The 12,517-nt window shown below is 63.3% G+C and carries 12 protein-coding genes; 6 read left to right on the top strand and 6 right to left on the bottom strand.

Annotated features, from left to right (window positions below):
- The first annotated feature begins 140 nt into the window (after nucleotides 1–140).
- Complete coding sequence (gene topA, locus K9B33_RS13850) at nucleotides 141–2,732, top strand: type I DNA topoisomerase (RefSeq protein ID WP_224549549.1); 2,592 nt, start codon at nucleotides 141–143, stop codon at nucleotides 2,730–2,732.
- 2 nt (nucleotides 2,733–2,734) lie between these two features.
- On the opposite strand, the gene K9B33_RS13855 is transcribed toward topA, so the two are convergent.
- From K9B33_RS13855 to lepB, 4 genes are all read right to left on the bottom strand, one after another.
- The gene (locus K9B33_RS13855; RefSeq protein ID WP_224549551.1) at nucleotides 2,735–3,451 is read right to left on the bottom strand and encodes a GGDEF domain-containing protein; all 717 of its coding nucleotides are present in this window, start codon (nucleotides 3,449–3,451) and stop codon (nucleotides 2,735–2,737) included.
- A gap of 56 nt (nucleotides 3,452–3,507) precedes the next feature.
- Nucleotides 3,508–4,416 carry a GTPase Era gene (gene era / locus K9B33_RS13860; protein ID WP_224549553.1) on the bottom strand — a complete coding sequence of 303 codons (909 nt, stop codon included), beginning with the start codon at nucleotides 4,414–4,416 and terminating at the stop codon, nucleotides 3,508–3,510.
- A gap of 63 nt (nucleotides 4,417–4,479) precedes the next feature.
- Complete coding sequence (gene rnc, locus K9B33_RS13865) at nucleotides 4,480–5,163, bottom strand: ribonuclease III (protein WP_224549554.1); 684 nt, start codon at nucleotides 5,161–5,163, stop codon at nucleotides 4,480–4,482.
- The gene (gene lepB, locus K9B33_RS13870; protein WP_224549556.1) at nucleotides 5,160–5,984 is read right to left on the bottom strand and encodes a signal peptidase I; all 825 of its coding nucleotides are present in this window, start codon (nucleotides 5,982–5,984) and stop codon (nucleotides 5,160–5,162) included. Before lepB ends, rnc begins: the two co-directional genes overlap by 4 nt.
- 176 nt (nucleotides 5,985–6,160) lie before the next feature.
- On the opposite strand from lepB, the gene pgi reads away from it, so the two are divergent.
- On the top strand, nucleotides 6,161–7,678 hold the full coding sequence (gene pgi, locus K9B33_RS13875) for a glucose-6-phosphate isomerase (RefSeq protein WP_224549558.1): 1,518 nt from the start codon (nucleotides 6,161–6,163) through the stop codon (nucleotides 7,676–7,678).
- A gap of 158 nt (nucleotides 7,679–7,836) precedes the next feature.
- On the top strand, nucleotides 7,837–9,183 hold the full coding sequence (gor, locus tag K9B33_RS13880) for a glutathione-disulfide reductase (protein WP_224549560.1): 1,347 nt from the start codon (nucleotides 7,837–7,839) through the stop codon (nucleotides 9,181–9,183).
- 17 nt (nucleotides 9,184–9,200) lie between these two features.
- On the opposite strand, the gene K9B33_RS13885 is transcribed toward gor, so the two are convergent.
- Nucleotides 9,201–9,914 (bottom strand): 2OG-Fe dioxygenase family protein, encoded by a 714-nt coding sequence (locus K9B33_RS13885; RefSeq protein ID WP_224549562.1) that lies wholly within the window; start codon nucleotides 9,912–9,914, stop codon nucleotides 9,201–9,203.
- Between the two features lie 72 nt (nucleotides 9,915–9,986).
- Nucleotides 9,987–10,766, bottom strand: a complete 780-nt coding sequence (locus tag K9B33_RS13890; RefSeq protein WP_224549564.1) for an SDR family NAD(P)-dependent oxidoreductase — start codon at nucleotides 10,764–10,766, stop codon at nucleotides 9,987–9,989.
- A 103-nt stretch (nucleotides 10,767–10,869) separates the two neighbouring features.
- Between K9B33_RS13890 and K9B33_RS13895 the strand changes: the two genes are divergently transcribed.
- From K9B33_RS13895 to K9B33_RS23265, 3 genes are all read left to right on the top strand, one after another.
- Nucleotides 10,870–11,766 (top strand): LysR family transcriptional regulator, encoded by an 897-nt coding sequence (locus K9B33_RS13895; RefSeq protein ID WP_224549566.1) that lies wholly within the window; start codon nucleotides 10,870–10,872, stop codon nucleotides 11,764–11,766.
- Nucleotides 11,767–11,802: 36 nt separating this feature from the next.
- The gene (locus K9B33_RS13900) at nucleotides 11,803–12,225 is read left to right on the top strand and encodes a hypothetical protein (RefSeq protein ID WP_224549568.1); all 423 of its coding nucleotides are present in this window, start codon (nucleotides 11,803–11,805) and stop codon (nucleotides 12,223–12,225) included.
- Nucleotides 12,226–12,365: 140 nt separating this feature from the next.
- Nucleotides 12,366–12,517 (top strand): putative phage abortive infection protein (locus tag K9B33_RS23265; protein ID WP_224549582.1); only part of this gene is annotated, 152 nt, incomplete at its 3' end.

Genomic DNA, 12,517 nt, shown 5'->3' on the forward strand with positions numbered 1-12,517 from the left:
GAGCGGTGCCGCGACCACGACGGACCGACAAGATACTGGCGTTGGCGCGCCTTCTCCCTTACGCACAGCCCGCTTGACGCCCACCGTCATCGGCTTCCACACTCGCGCGTATACGTGAGAGACTAATTTCCGGGGCATAAATGCAGCTTGTCATCGTAGAATCGCCGGCCAAGGCGAAGACCATCGAGAAATATCTGGGCGGCGATTTCCATGTCCTCGCCAGCTATGGCCATATCCGCGACCTGCCCGCCAAGGACGGGTCGGTGGACCCCGACGACGGCTTTGCCATGTCGTGGGAAAATTATGGCGACAAGGGCAAGCAGCTCAAGGCGATCGCCGACGCGTCCAAGAAGGCGACGCGCCTCATCCTGGCGACTGACCCTGATCGCGAAGGGGAAGCGATCAGCTGGCATGTGCAGGAGGTGCTGCGCGCCAAGAAGGCGCTGCCGAGCCAAGTGGACCGGGTGACGTTCAACGCGATCACCAAGGCGGCGGTGCTCGACGCGATGGCCAAGCCGCGCGCTTTGGACGAGGATCTGATCGACGCCTACCGCGCGAGGCGCGCGCTCGACTATCTGGTCGGCTTTACGCTGTCGCCGGTGTTGTGGCGCAAGCTGCCCGGCGCGAAGTCGGCGGGGCGCGTGCAGTCGGTCGCGCTGCGGCTGGTGGTGGAGCGCGAGCGGGAGATCGAAAGCTTCACGCCCCAAGAATATTGGTCGGTCGCGGCCGAGATGGAACAGGGCGGGCAGGGCTTTACCGCGCGCCTCGTGCGCTGGAAGGGCGAGAAGATCGATCGCCTGACCATCGGCAAGGAAGGCGACGCCATGGCCGCCAAGGCCGATGTGGAGGCCGGGCGCTTCACCGTCGAAAAGGTCGAGACGAAGCCGCTCACCCGCAATCCGCCTGCGCCGTTCACGACATCGACCTTGCAGCAGGAAGCCGCGCGCAAGCTGGGCTTTTCGGCCAGCCATACGATGCGGATCGCGCAGCAGCTCTACGAAGATGGCGCGATCACCTATATGCGTACCGACGGCGTGCAGATGGACGGCAGCGCCATTTCCGCCGCGCGCAAGGCGATCGCGGAGCGCTATGACGGCGGGTACCTGCCCGAAAAGCCGCGCCAGTATCAGACCAAGGCGAAGAATGCGCAGGAAGCGCATGAAGCCATTCGTCCGACCGAGTTCGGCCGCGACAAGGTGGGGTCGGGCGATCATGCGCGCCTTTACGACCTGATCTTCAAGCGTGCGCTGGCGAGCCAGATGGCGTCGGCGCGGCTGGAGCGGACCACCATCGACATGGTGGACGGCAGCGGCAGCCATACGCTGCGCGCGACGGGGCAGGTGGTGATCTTCCCAGGCTTCCTGGCGCTCTATGAAGAAGGCCGCGACGACAGCGACGATGATGATTCAAAGCTGCTGCCGCGCGTGAGCGAGGGCGATGCCCCTGCCAAGAAGAAAGTCACGGCAGAACAGCATTTCACCCAGCCGCCGCCGCGCTATTCCGAAGCGTCGCTGGTGAAGCGTCTGGAGGAACTGGGGATCGGGCGGCCGTCCACCTATGCGTCCACGTTGCAGGTGCTCAAGGACCGCGACTATGTACGGATCGAGAAGAACCGCTTCTTCGCCGAGGAGAGCGGGCGGCTGGTGACGGCGTTCCTGGAGCGCTTCTTCGAACGCTATGTGTCCTATGACTTCACGGCGGGACTGGAAGACGAGCTGGACGATATTTCCGGCGGCCGCGCCCAGTGGCAGGAAGTCCTGGAAGCCTTCTGGAAGGACTTCAAGCCCAAGACCGCCGAGGTGATGGAGCAGAAGCCATCGGACATCACGGCGGCGCTCGACAAGTTCCTGGAGCCGATGCTGTTCCCTCCGCGAGCGGACGGCAGCAATCCGCGCGCCTGCCCGCTGTGCGCCGATGGTCAGTTGTCGCTGCGGGGCGGACGGTTCGGGGCGTTCATCGCCTGCTCCAATTACCCGGAGTGCAAATATACGCGCAAATTCGGGCAGCCGGGCGGCAAGGATGGCGAGGATACGGGGCCGGAGGTTCTGGGCCAGCATCCCGAGACCGGGCAGGACATCGTCAAGAAGTCCGGTCGCTTTGGTCCCTATATCGAAATGGGCGAGGGCAAGGAGGCCAAGCGCGGTTCGATCCCCAAGGATCTGCCCGATGGCGAACTGACGCTGGACTGGGGCGTCAAGCTGCTGAGTCTGCCGCGCGAGGTGGGTCTGCATCCCGAAACCGGTTTGCCGATCGTGGCGAATATCGGGCGATTCGGTCCCTATCTGCTGCATGACGGCAAATATGGGCGGCTGTCATCGACGTCGGAGATTTTCGAGGTCGGGATGAACAGCGCCGTCGTGAAGCTGGCCGAGGCGGCGACCCGCGGCGGGCGGTCGAGCGGCGGGCGGGAGCCGTTGAAGGTGCTGGGCGCGCATCCGCGCACGGAGCTGGAGATCAAGCTGATGGAGGGCCGCTACGGCGCCTATGTCACCGACGGTACGACCAATGCGACCCTGCCCAAGACGGTGGACAAGGACCAGTTGACGCTGGAAGAAGCGGCGCAGTTGATCGACGCGCGCGCGGCTGCGGCGCCGGCCAAGAAGGGCAAGAAGAAGGCGGCGCCGAAGAAGGCGGCGGCCAAGAAACCCGCGGCCAAGAAGGACGGCGACAGCGCGAAGAAGCCGGCCGCCAAAAAGGCCCCCGCAAAGAAGAAGGTGGCTGCGGCGGAATAAGGTCAGGCGGCGCGCCGCACCTGGTTGCGGCCGCCGGTCTTGGCGGCATACATGGCGAGGTCAGCCCGGTGCAGGCTGGCCTCGATCGGCAAGACGGGGTCGCCGGCGCTGAGGCCGATGCTGGCGGTCACGCGCACGACGCGGCCGGATAGCGCCCGGACCCGCAAGGCCTGGATCGACGCGCGGACATGTTCGGCGCGTCGCATCGCCAGGTCGGCGTCGCAATCGGTCAGGCAGACGGCAAATTCCTCGCCACCCAGGCGGCCGCTCAGATCGGCCGGACCCAGCGCCTGCGCGATGGCCGATCCCACTGCGTGCAGGACGGCGTCGCCGGTCTGATGACCATGATCGTCGTTGAAGCGTTTGAAATGATCGATGTCGATCAGCAGATACCAGTTGCCCGGTTGCGCATGGACCCGTTCGGCGCGGTTGAAAAAGGCGCTGCGGCTGAGCAGGCCGGTCAGGCCGTCGACATCGGCCAGTTGCGCCAGTTCCGTCACCCGCAGTTCCAGTTCGTGGCGGAGCCGGCGGTTTTCCTCCCCCTGGCGGACGAGCAGCACGCACACCGGGGTGGAAATGCTGCCCGAACAGAAAATGCCTACGCTGTAATAGCGTAGCGGGATCGACATGCCGGGTATCATCGACACGATCGCCATGATGATGATCGTCCCCAGAACGGAGACGCCTACGGCGAAGGCGATTTTCTGTTTCGGTCCCATGAAACGGGGACGTAACGGCATAAGGTAAAGGATGAATTTACCCTATTGGCAATTCATCATTCCACCCAGTCGAGGCCGATGTCGCGATAGATGCCGCGATCATCTTCCCAGTCTTCCTTGACCTTGACATGCAGGTAGAGGTGGACCTTGACGCCGAGCAGGGTGGCGAGTTCCGCGCGCGCCTTCGATCCGATTTCCTTGAGGCGCTGCCCGCCCTTGCCCAGCACGATGGCGCGCTGGGTGGGACGGCCGACCAATATCTGCTGGTGGATTTCGACCGATCCGTCGTCCCGCTCCTTATATTGTTCGGTATCGACCGCAGCGGCGTAGGGCAGTTCGGCGTGAAGCTGGTGGTAGAGCTGCTCGCGCGTGATTTCCGCGGCCAGCATCCGGTCGGTGGCGTCCGACACCTGGTCTTCGGGGAAATGCCATGGCCCTTCCGGCATCGCCTTGGCGAAGGCGGCCTTGAGTTCGGGCAGGCCGTCGCCGGTCGCGGCGGACACGAAGTAGATTTCGTCAAAGCCAAGCTGGTCGTTCAGCTTTTGCGTGTGGACCAGCAGCCTTTCCTTGGTGGCGATGTCCACCTTGTTGAGGATCAGCCACTTGCGTTCGGTGCGGTGTTTCAGGGATTCGATGATCGGCTCCAGCTTGGGGCCAAGGCCCGCCTTGCCGTCCACGATCATCGCGATGAGGTCCGCGCCCTGCGCGCCGCCCCAGGCGGCCTGCACCATCGCGCGGTCCAGACGCCGCTTGGGCGCGAAGATGCCGGGCGTATCGACCAGCACGATCTGCGCGTCGCCCTCGATCGCGACACCCATGACGCGGGTGCGCGTGGTCTGCGCCTTGGGGCTGGTGATCGCCACCTTCTGCCCTACCAGCGCGTTGACCAGCGTGGACTTGCCCGCATTCGGCGCGCCGACCACGGCGATAACGCCGCAGCGCTGGGTTTCTGATTCAACCGTCAATTTTATTCCATTCTGTTCCAGATGCTCCCGCCTGCGGGTGAGCATGGTGTAGCACAATCGGGGTCAACCCGTCAGCTTCTCCAGCAGCGCCTTGGCCGCCGCCGTTTCGGCTTCCTGCTTGGAGGCGCCGGTGGCAGAGGCTTCGCCCGCGCCCTTGATGGCGACGGTGACGGTGAAGCGCAGCGCATGGTGCGGGCCGGAACGGTCGGTCAGGACATATTCGGGAGGCTTGCGCTTGTTGGCCGCGGCCCATTCCTGAAGATAGGATTTGGGGTGGCGCGGGGCGCTGGTCTGGGTGTCGACCCGATTGCCCCACAGGCGGCGGACAAGTGCCCGCGCCTCTTCCAGTCCGCCTTCCAGATAGAGGGCGCCGATCAGCGCCTCCATCACGTCGCCCAGCACATTGTCGCTGTCGGCCGCGCCATCGTCGCGCGCCTGCTTGCCCAGCACCAGATGGATGGGAACGCCGGCCGTGCGGGCCACTTCGGCGCAGGTTTCGCCCGACACCAGCGCGTTGAAGCGACGGGAGAGCTTGCCTTCCGGTTCGTCGGTGAAGCGTTCGAACAGCCATTCGGCGATCAGCAGGCCCAGGATACGGTCGCCCAGAAATTCCAGCCGCTCATAATTGACCGCCTTGGCGCTCCCATGGGTCAGCGCCTGATCGAACCGCGCCGGATTTATCGGGACGCGGCCGATCAGGTCCTTCAGCCAGCCCGCAGTGTCCGGCCCATGCGTAGTCGGCTTCAAAAGCCTTCCCCGATACGGCTCCAGCGCGCGGCGGTGAACCAGGTCCAGGGCAGCAGCCAGTTGGCGCTGCCGTCGGTCGAAAAGACCGAAATCATCGCCTTGCCCACCAGATTTTCTTCGGGGACGAGGCCGATGCCGCCGCCTTCGACCGCGGGGAAGCGGCTGTCGGCACTGCGATCGCGATTGTCGCCCATCATGAAGAGATGGCCCTGCGGCACCAGCACCGTGTCCCGATCGTCCGCTGCGCCATCGGGCAGCAGGTCGAGGACGTTGTAGCTCTTGCCGCCGGGCAGGGTTTCGCGGAACTGGGGGTAGCGGCACTGTTTGCCGCCGCCGGCCGCGGCTTCCTCGAAATCGGGACGATAGCAGGGGGAAGCGGCGCCTTCGCGCGCGGCGGCGTCCTTCATGTTCGGTGTCACCGGGATGACGAGGTCGGCGACCTTCTGCTTGGGGATCGCCTGACCGTTCAGATAGACGGTCCCGCCGCGCACGCCGATCATGTCGCCGGGCAGGCCGATCACGCGCTTGATATAGTCATTCTTCTGGTTCGGCGGCGCCTTGAACACCACCACGTCGCCGCGCTGGGGCGTGGACGCCAGGATGCGGCCGGGGATCAGGGGAATCGAGAAAGGCAACGAATAGCGCGAATAGCCATAGGGCCATTTGGCGACCAGCAGATAGTCACCGATCAGCAGCCGCGGCTGCATCGATTCCGACGGGATGTTGAACGGCGATATGATGAAGCTGCGCAGGATGAAGACAAACAGCCCGAGCTTGGCGAGAAACCAGAGAAAGTCCCGCGTTTCCGATTTGGCAGTCATGGAGTGTCGTCTGATCCCTTGGAAAGGCCCACAAAGCGGCCGTGGCGGCTTTTGGGGCCTGTGATGGAGCGCGTCAAGCAGTCCTTGGCGATGCAAAGCACGGGGCTTTGCGCTAGACATAGCAGGAATCGACCGGTGCAGCGTCGATATCGACCAACGTCACAAGAGGATATCGCATGACCAGCCCTGCACTGCCCAGGTCCTTGGCGTCCATCGCCGCACTTCCGCAAGCAGACCTCAAGTCCATTTTCGTCACCGATCCCGACCGGCTGGGCAAGCTGGTCCTGACCCAGGGGCCGATCCGGTTCGACTGGTCCAAGACCCATCTGACCGACGATGTGCTGGCGGGTTTCCTGAAGCTGGCCGACGAACAGGGCTTTGCGGCGCAGCGCGACGCCCTGTTCGCGGGCGAGGCGGTCAATAATAGTGAGGGCCGCGCCGCCGAACATCCCGCCGAACGGGGTGAAGGCAATGCCGACAGCGTCGCCCATGCCAAGATGCTGCATCAGCGGATGCGCGGCCTGATTGACGCGATCGAGGCGGGCGCGCTGGGCGACATCCGGCATATCCTGCATATTGGCATCGGCGGCTCGGCGCTCGGCCCCAAGCTGATCGTCGATGCGCTGGACGGCGACGGCGTGCGCTATGACGTGGCGATCGTGTCCAATGTCGACGGCACGGCGCTGGAGCGGGCGATCGAGGGGTTCGATCCCAACGCCACCCTGATTGCGATCGCGTCCAAGACCTTCACGACCAGCGAGACGATGCTGAACGCGGCAAGCGCGATCAACTGGATGGTCGAGGCCGGGGTCGACGATCCCTATGGCAAGGTGATCGCGCTGACCGCCGCGCCCGACAAGGCGATGGAATGGGGTGTCGATGAAACCCGCATCCTGCCCTTCGCAGAGTCGGTGGGCGGGCGCTATTCGCTTTGGTCCTCGATCGGTTTCCCGGCTGCATTGGCGCTGGGCTGGGACGCGTTCGAGAGCCTGCTGGAGGGCGCGGCGGCGATGGACCGGCATTTCCGCCTGTCCCCCCCAAGCGAAAATGCGCCGCTGATCGCCGCGTTCGTGGATCAATATTATACCCGCGTCATGGGATGCCAGACCCGCGCCTTGTTCGCCTATGACGAGCGGCTGGCGCTGTTGCCATCCTACCTCCAGCAACTGGAGATGGAGAGCAACGGCAAGAGCGTGCAGCGCGACGGCAGTCCGGTGGACGGCCCGACCGCGCCGATCACCTGGGGCGGGGTGGGCACCGACGCGCAACATGCGGTGTTCCAGTTGCTGCACCAGGGGACGATCCTATCGCCGGTGGAGTTCGTCGCTTCGATCGAGCCGGGCCATGTGCTGGACCCGGCGCATCATCGCGCGCTGCTGGTCAATTGCTTCGCGCAGGGCGCGGCGCTGCTGCGCGGCAAGGACAATGATGCCGATCCGGCGCGCGCCTATCCGGGCAACCGGCCATCGACAACCATCCTGCTGGAGGATGTGACGCCGGAGGCGCTGGGTGCGCTGATCGCCTTCTACGAGCATCGCACCTTCGCCAATGCGGTGCTGATGGGGATCAACCCGTTCGACCAGTTCGGCGTGGAGCTGGGCAAGGAGATCGCCAAGTCAATCGAGGCGAACGGGGCGACCGCGTTCGATCCGTCGACCATGGCGCTGATCGAGATCGCGCTGGGCGAGGCGTAAACTGCCGTTGGTTTCGGGCGCAGTCGAGAAGCGAGGGCGCAACGCTTCTCGACGCGCTCGAAGCGAACGGAGGTGGTTTGGCTACCAGCAAGAATATTCCCATTTGTAACTGGCGCCTTCACCCGCCATATCCGCGCCTATCCCATCGGAGGCCCGGCATGAGTGACTATGATTTCGACCTTTTCGTCATCGGTGCAGGATCGGGCGGGGTGCGGGCGTCGCGGGTCGCGACGGCGCATGGGGCGAAGGTTGCGGTTGCCGAGGAATATCGCGTCGGCGGCACCTGCGTCATTCGCGGCTGCGTGCCCAAGAAGCTGCTCATCTATGGCGCGCATTTCGCCGAGGATCTGAAGGACGCGCGCCGTTTCGGCTGGGACGTGCCGGAATGTGGGTTCGAATGGACCACGCTGCGCAACAATGTGCTGGCCGAGGTCGATCGGCTGGAAGGCCTGTATGGCAATACGCTCGACAGCCACAAGGTCGAAGTGATCCGCGAGCGGGCGACCATCACCGGGCCGCATGGCGTGAAGCTGGCGAGCGGGCGCGAGGTGAGCGCTAAGACGATCCTGGTCGCGACCGGGGCCTGGCCGGTGATCCCCGAACTGGAGGGTGCCGAACATGGCATCACCAGCAACGAGGTGTTCCATCTGGAAGCGTGCCCCAAGCGGATCGTCATCGTCGGTGGCGGCTATATCGCCAATGAATTTGCAGGCATCTTCCATCAGCTGGGCAGCCATGTGACGATGGTCAATCGCGGCAGCGACCTGCTGCGCGGCTATGATGCGCAGATCCGCGACCGGCTGCTCCAGATTTCCATGACCAAGGGGATTAATTTCCGCTTCAATGCGAAGATGGAGCGGATCGAGAAGAATGAGGACGGCACGCTGTGCGTCCGCTTCAAGGAGGGCGATCCGGTCGCGGCCGACGTGGTGCTGTTCGCCACCGGGCGCAAGCCGCTGACCGAGGGGCTGGGGCTGGAGACGGCCGGGGTCGAACTGAACGACAAGGGCGCGATCAAGGTCGACGACTATAGCCAGACCAGTTGCGAGAGCATCTACGCCGTGGGCGACGTCACCGACCGGCTGCAACTGACCCCGGTGGCGATCCGCGAAGGCCATGCCTTCGCCGATACCGTGTTCGGGGGCAACAAGCGGAAGGTCGATTATAGCTGCGTGCCGTCGGCCGTGTTCAGCCATCCGCCGCTGGCCGGCGTGGGCATGACCGAGGCGGAGGCCAAGAACCATTATGGCACGGTGAAGGTCTATACGTCCGATTTCCGGCCGATGAAGAATGTGCTGGCGGGGCGCGAGGAGCGGGCGCTCTACAAGATGGTCGTGGACGCAACGACGGACAGGGTGATCGGGCTGCATATGATCGGGCCGGATGCGCCGGAGATTTTGCAGGCGGCGGCGATCGCGGTGAAGGCCGGGCTGACCAAGCAGGATTTCGACGATACCGTGGCCCTGCACCCCAGCATGGCGGAAGAACTGGTGTTGTTGAAATAGGTTACGAACGGCTTGGGTTAGCGTTCGACCACGAACGTCACGACCAGTGCGTCGCGCCAGGCCGGTTGCGCCGGGTCAACCGCGTGGATTTCCGTCACGCCGTGCAGGATGCGGTGGTCGTCGATCAGCATCGTGTCACCGGGCGTCGTCAGGGTGAATTCGCCCAGCGGCGTGCCGTCGGGCGCACCGATACGGGTCACGCCTTCGCGGACGTTGCAGCGCTCGACCAGCATGACCAGCACATGGTCCACCCCGTCGCGGTGCATCCCCTCTGGCGTGGGGCGGCCGGTTTCGCCCGGCTTCGCTTCGATGCGGAACTGGTGCATTTCGATGTGCCAGTCGCCTTTACCGGCCGGATCGAAACTGTCGGCGGCGAAGGCGAAGATGGCCTGCCGGACGGGGCTGGCGACGGTCGCATCCTCGACCGGATCGAACCAGCGCTGCACGTCGCCGTTGAGCGGGTTATAGTCGCGGCTCTGATAATGGGGCTGGTGCGGTTTGCGGATGAAGCGGCCCCTTTCCAGCGCGAAGGCGGCATGACGGCGGCGGCGGTAGCGGCCGCCATCGGCCATGAAGAGGTCCGGGCCGAGATCGTCCCAACTGGCGGCGAAGGCCGACCAGTCTTCGGGAGAGATGCCGAGCCGGTCCAGTATATCCGCACCGGGCAAGCGGACATAGCCGTCCTGCGCCAGCGTGACGTCCATGCGGGAAAGGCTGTCGGTGTCGCTCATCTTGTCATCCTAGTCGGTTGAGAAGACGAGCGACAGGGCCAGTTCCCGCAGGGTGGGTTGCGTTCCTGGCGCTCAGGCGATCGTCGGGACCATGCCGCCTTCGACCCGAACCGCCGCGCCGTTGGTGGCGGCGGCGAGCGGGCTGGCGAGATAGGCGACCATGGCGCCGACCTCGTCCGCCTCGATCAGCCGCTTGATGAGCGAGAGGGGCCGGAGTTTGGTGAAAAATTCGGCTTCGCGGTCGGCTTCGGGGGCGTCCTTGTTGTCGACAACCGAGCGGATGAATTCCACGATCCCTTCCGAGCGGGTGGGGCCGGGCAGGACGCTGTTCACGGTGACGCCGGTGCCGCGGGTATGTTCGGCCAGGCCGCGCGAGATGGAGAGTTGGGCCGATTTGGTCATGCCGTAATGGATCATCTCGGCGGGCGGGAGCAGGCCGCTTTCGCTGGCGATGAAGAGGATGCGGCCCCAGTTGTTGGCCAGCATCGGCGGGAAATAATGGCGGGAAAGGCGGGCGCCGCTGACGACGTTGACCTCGAAGATATGATGCCAGTCCGCGTCGCTGATATCCGCGAAATCCTTCGCTTCATAGATGCCCAGATTGTTGACGAGGATGTCGGTCGCGGGGACGGCGGCGATGAGGGCCGCGGCGCCCTCGGCCGTCGCCGGGTCGGCGAGGACGGCGTTGACGGGCAGGCCGATTTCGGCCGCGGCGGCATCCAGCTTGGCCTGCGCTCGACCGGTGATGGTGACGGCGACGCCCTCTTGCGCGAGACGTTTGGCGATGGCCAGGCCGATGCCGGCGGTGGAGCCGGTGACGATGGCGGTCTTGCCGGCGAGCTTCAGGTCCATGGCTGTTTCCTTGTTGAATGAGACGGCGAACTGGACAGTTAGATAGACTTTTTCCGATTAATGATTAGATTGTGCGTTATCACTTCAGAAGTGCATTGAAATCATGGATAACCGGTTCGGCGACGTCGAGAATTTCCTGATGGTGGCGGGCGAGGGCAGCTTCGCCGCGGCGGCCAAGATGTTGCGGCTGACCCCGTCGGCGGTGAGCCGGTCGATCGCGCGGCTGGAGCAGCGGCTGGGCGTGGCGCTGGTGCGGCGGACGACGCGGTCGCTGGCGCTGACGCGTGAGGGGCAGATCTATCATGACAAGATGATCGCCATATTGGGCGACATGATGGATGTGGAAAACAGCCTGAGCAGCGAGGGGCAAGGGCCGCGCGGGCTGCTGCGCATCAACGCCTCGCCTTCGTTCGGCATAGAATGCCTGATCCCGATCCTGCCGCGCTTTGCAGAACGATATCCGGCGGTGACGGTGGACCTGACGCTGACCGACGCGATCGTCGATCTGGTCGAGGAGCGGGCGGATGTCGCGATCCGCATCGGGCCGCTGCGCGACACGCGGTTGCGCGCGAAGAAACTGGGGCATAGCCGGATGGTGCTGGTGGCGTCGCCGGACTATCTGGCGCGGCGGGGAACGCCCAGGACGCCCGACGATCTGGCCGGGCATGACTGTTTGCGGTTCAGCTTTCGCCGGTCGGTGGATAGCTGGCCGTTCCGGGTGCGGGGCAGGCACGTGCAGCGGCCGGTGCAGGGGCGTTTCTTCGGCAATTCGGGCGAAGTGGTGCGGCGCATGGCGATCGCGGGCGGCGGGATCGCGCGGCATGGGCGGTTTCATGTCGCCAGCGACTTGCGCGAAGGGCGCCTGGTGGAGGTGCTGGCAGAGTTTGATGCGGGGGACGGGGAGGATATCCACGCGCTCTACGCGGCGGAAGATCGGAGCGCGGCGCGGGTGCGGGCGTTTCTGGATTTTCTGGAGGGAGCGTTGGTGGTGGAGGGGTGAAACGAGTTGTGCTCGTAAGGTTTAAAGGGGGAAGCAATGAAGCCTTCACAAGTAATATTTGCTGTAGTCATTTGCGCGTTGGTTTGGGGGGCGTGGGCGAATCATGGGGCGGAATGGGCCGTTTCATGGACAGCAGGTGCTAACGACGCTCAACTCACGCGTGCCGCGCAATGGGGTGATAGCTTCGGTGTTATTAATGCATTCACATCTGGACTTGGTTTCACAGTTGTTTTCTTCACATTGATAATGCAGGCGCGCGCGTTGCGCGATCAAGCTGCTGATTTGCATCGACAACGATTTGAAAGTTCTTTTTTCGAGTTGTTAAAATTGATGAGAGAACTCAGGCAGCAAGTCCAATTTCACCATTCACACGCTTTAATTATGGATAGTGGAAAGGGAATGTCTCCTGATGGCGCAAAAAAAATTAAATCAAGACTAGGAGAAAAAAGACAGATTTAATCGCATTCGATGCAATTATTAGGGAATATGCCTATTGGTATAAGAAAAATCCTGATCGAGGCTCTCTTCAATCGGATGAAAAGAAAAAATTTATTGCAAGTGTTTATGACGATAAAATTCACAAAGTATCTGAGTCAACAATAAGTCCATATTTCAGAATAATATACACCATTCTTTATAGAATAAAGAGCGATAAATACTTGATTGACAAAGAAAAATTTCAATACTCTAATCTTTTAAGAAGTCAATTGACGAGTAGAGAATTGACGGTTCTTGCATTAAATGCAACTTC

The sequence above is a fragment of the Sphingobium sp. 3R8 genome (assembly GCF_020166615.1).
In the GTDB taxonomy this organism is placed as follows: Bacteria; Pseudomonadota; Alphaproteobacteria; order Sphingomonadales; family Sphingomonadaceae; genus Sphingobium; species Sphingobium bisphenolicum.

Bases quoted from the DNA above. Each gene is read 5' to 3' on its own strand.
- K9B33_RS13900 (WP_224549568.1), top strand. From the start codon at position 11,803: ATGAAGCCTTCACAAGTAATATTTGCTGTAGTCATTTGCGCGTTGGTT.
- K9B33_RS13855 (WP_224549551.1), bottom strand. From the start codon at position 3,451: ATGGGACCGAAACAGAAAATCGCCTTCGCCGTAGGCGTCTCCGTTCTG.
- pgi (WP_224549558.1), top strand. From the start codon at position 6,161: ATGACCAGCCCTGCACTGCCCAGGTCCTTGGCGTCCATCGCCGCACTT.
- gor (WP_224549560.1), top strand. From the start codon at position 7,837: ATGAGTGACTATGATTTCGACCTTTTCGTCATCGGTGCAGGATCGGGC.
- K9B33_RS13885 (WP_224549562.1), bottom strand. From the start codon at position 9,914: ATGAGCGACACCGACAGCCTTTCCCGCATGGACGTCACGCTGGCGCAG.
- K9B33_RS13895 (WP_224549566.1), top strand. From the start codon at position 10,870: ATGGATAACCGGTTCGGCGACGTCGAGAATTTCCTGATGGTGGCGGGC.
- lepB (WP_224549556.1), bottom strand. From the start codon at position 5,984: ATGACTGCCAAATCGGAAACGCGGGACTTTCTCTGGTTTCTCGCCAAG.
- K9B33_RS13890 (WP_224549564.1), bottom strand. From the start codon at position 10,766: ATGGACCTGAAGCTCGCCGGCAAGACCGCCATCGTCACCGGCTCCACC.
- topA (WP_224549549.1), top strand. From the start codon at position 141: ATGCAGCTTGTCATCGTAGAATCGCCGGCCAAGGCGAAGACCATCGAG.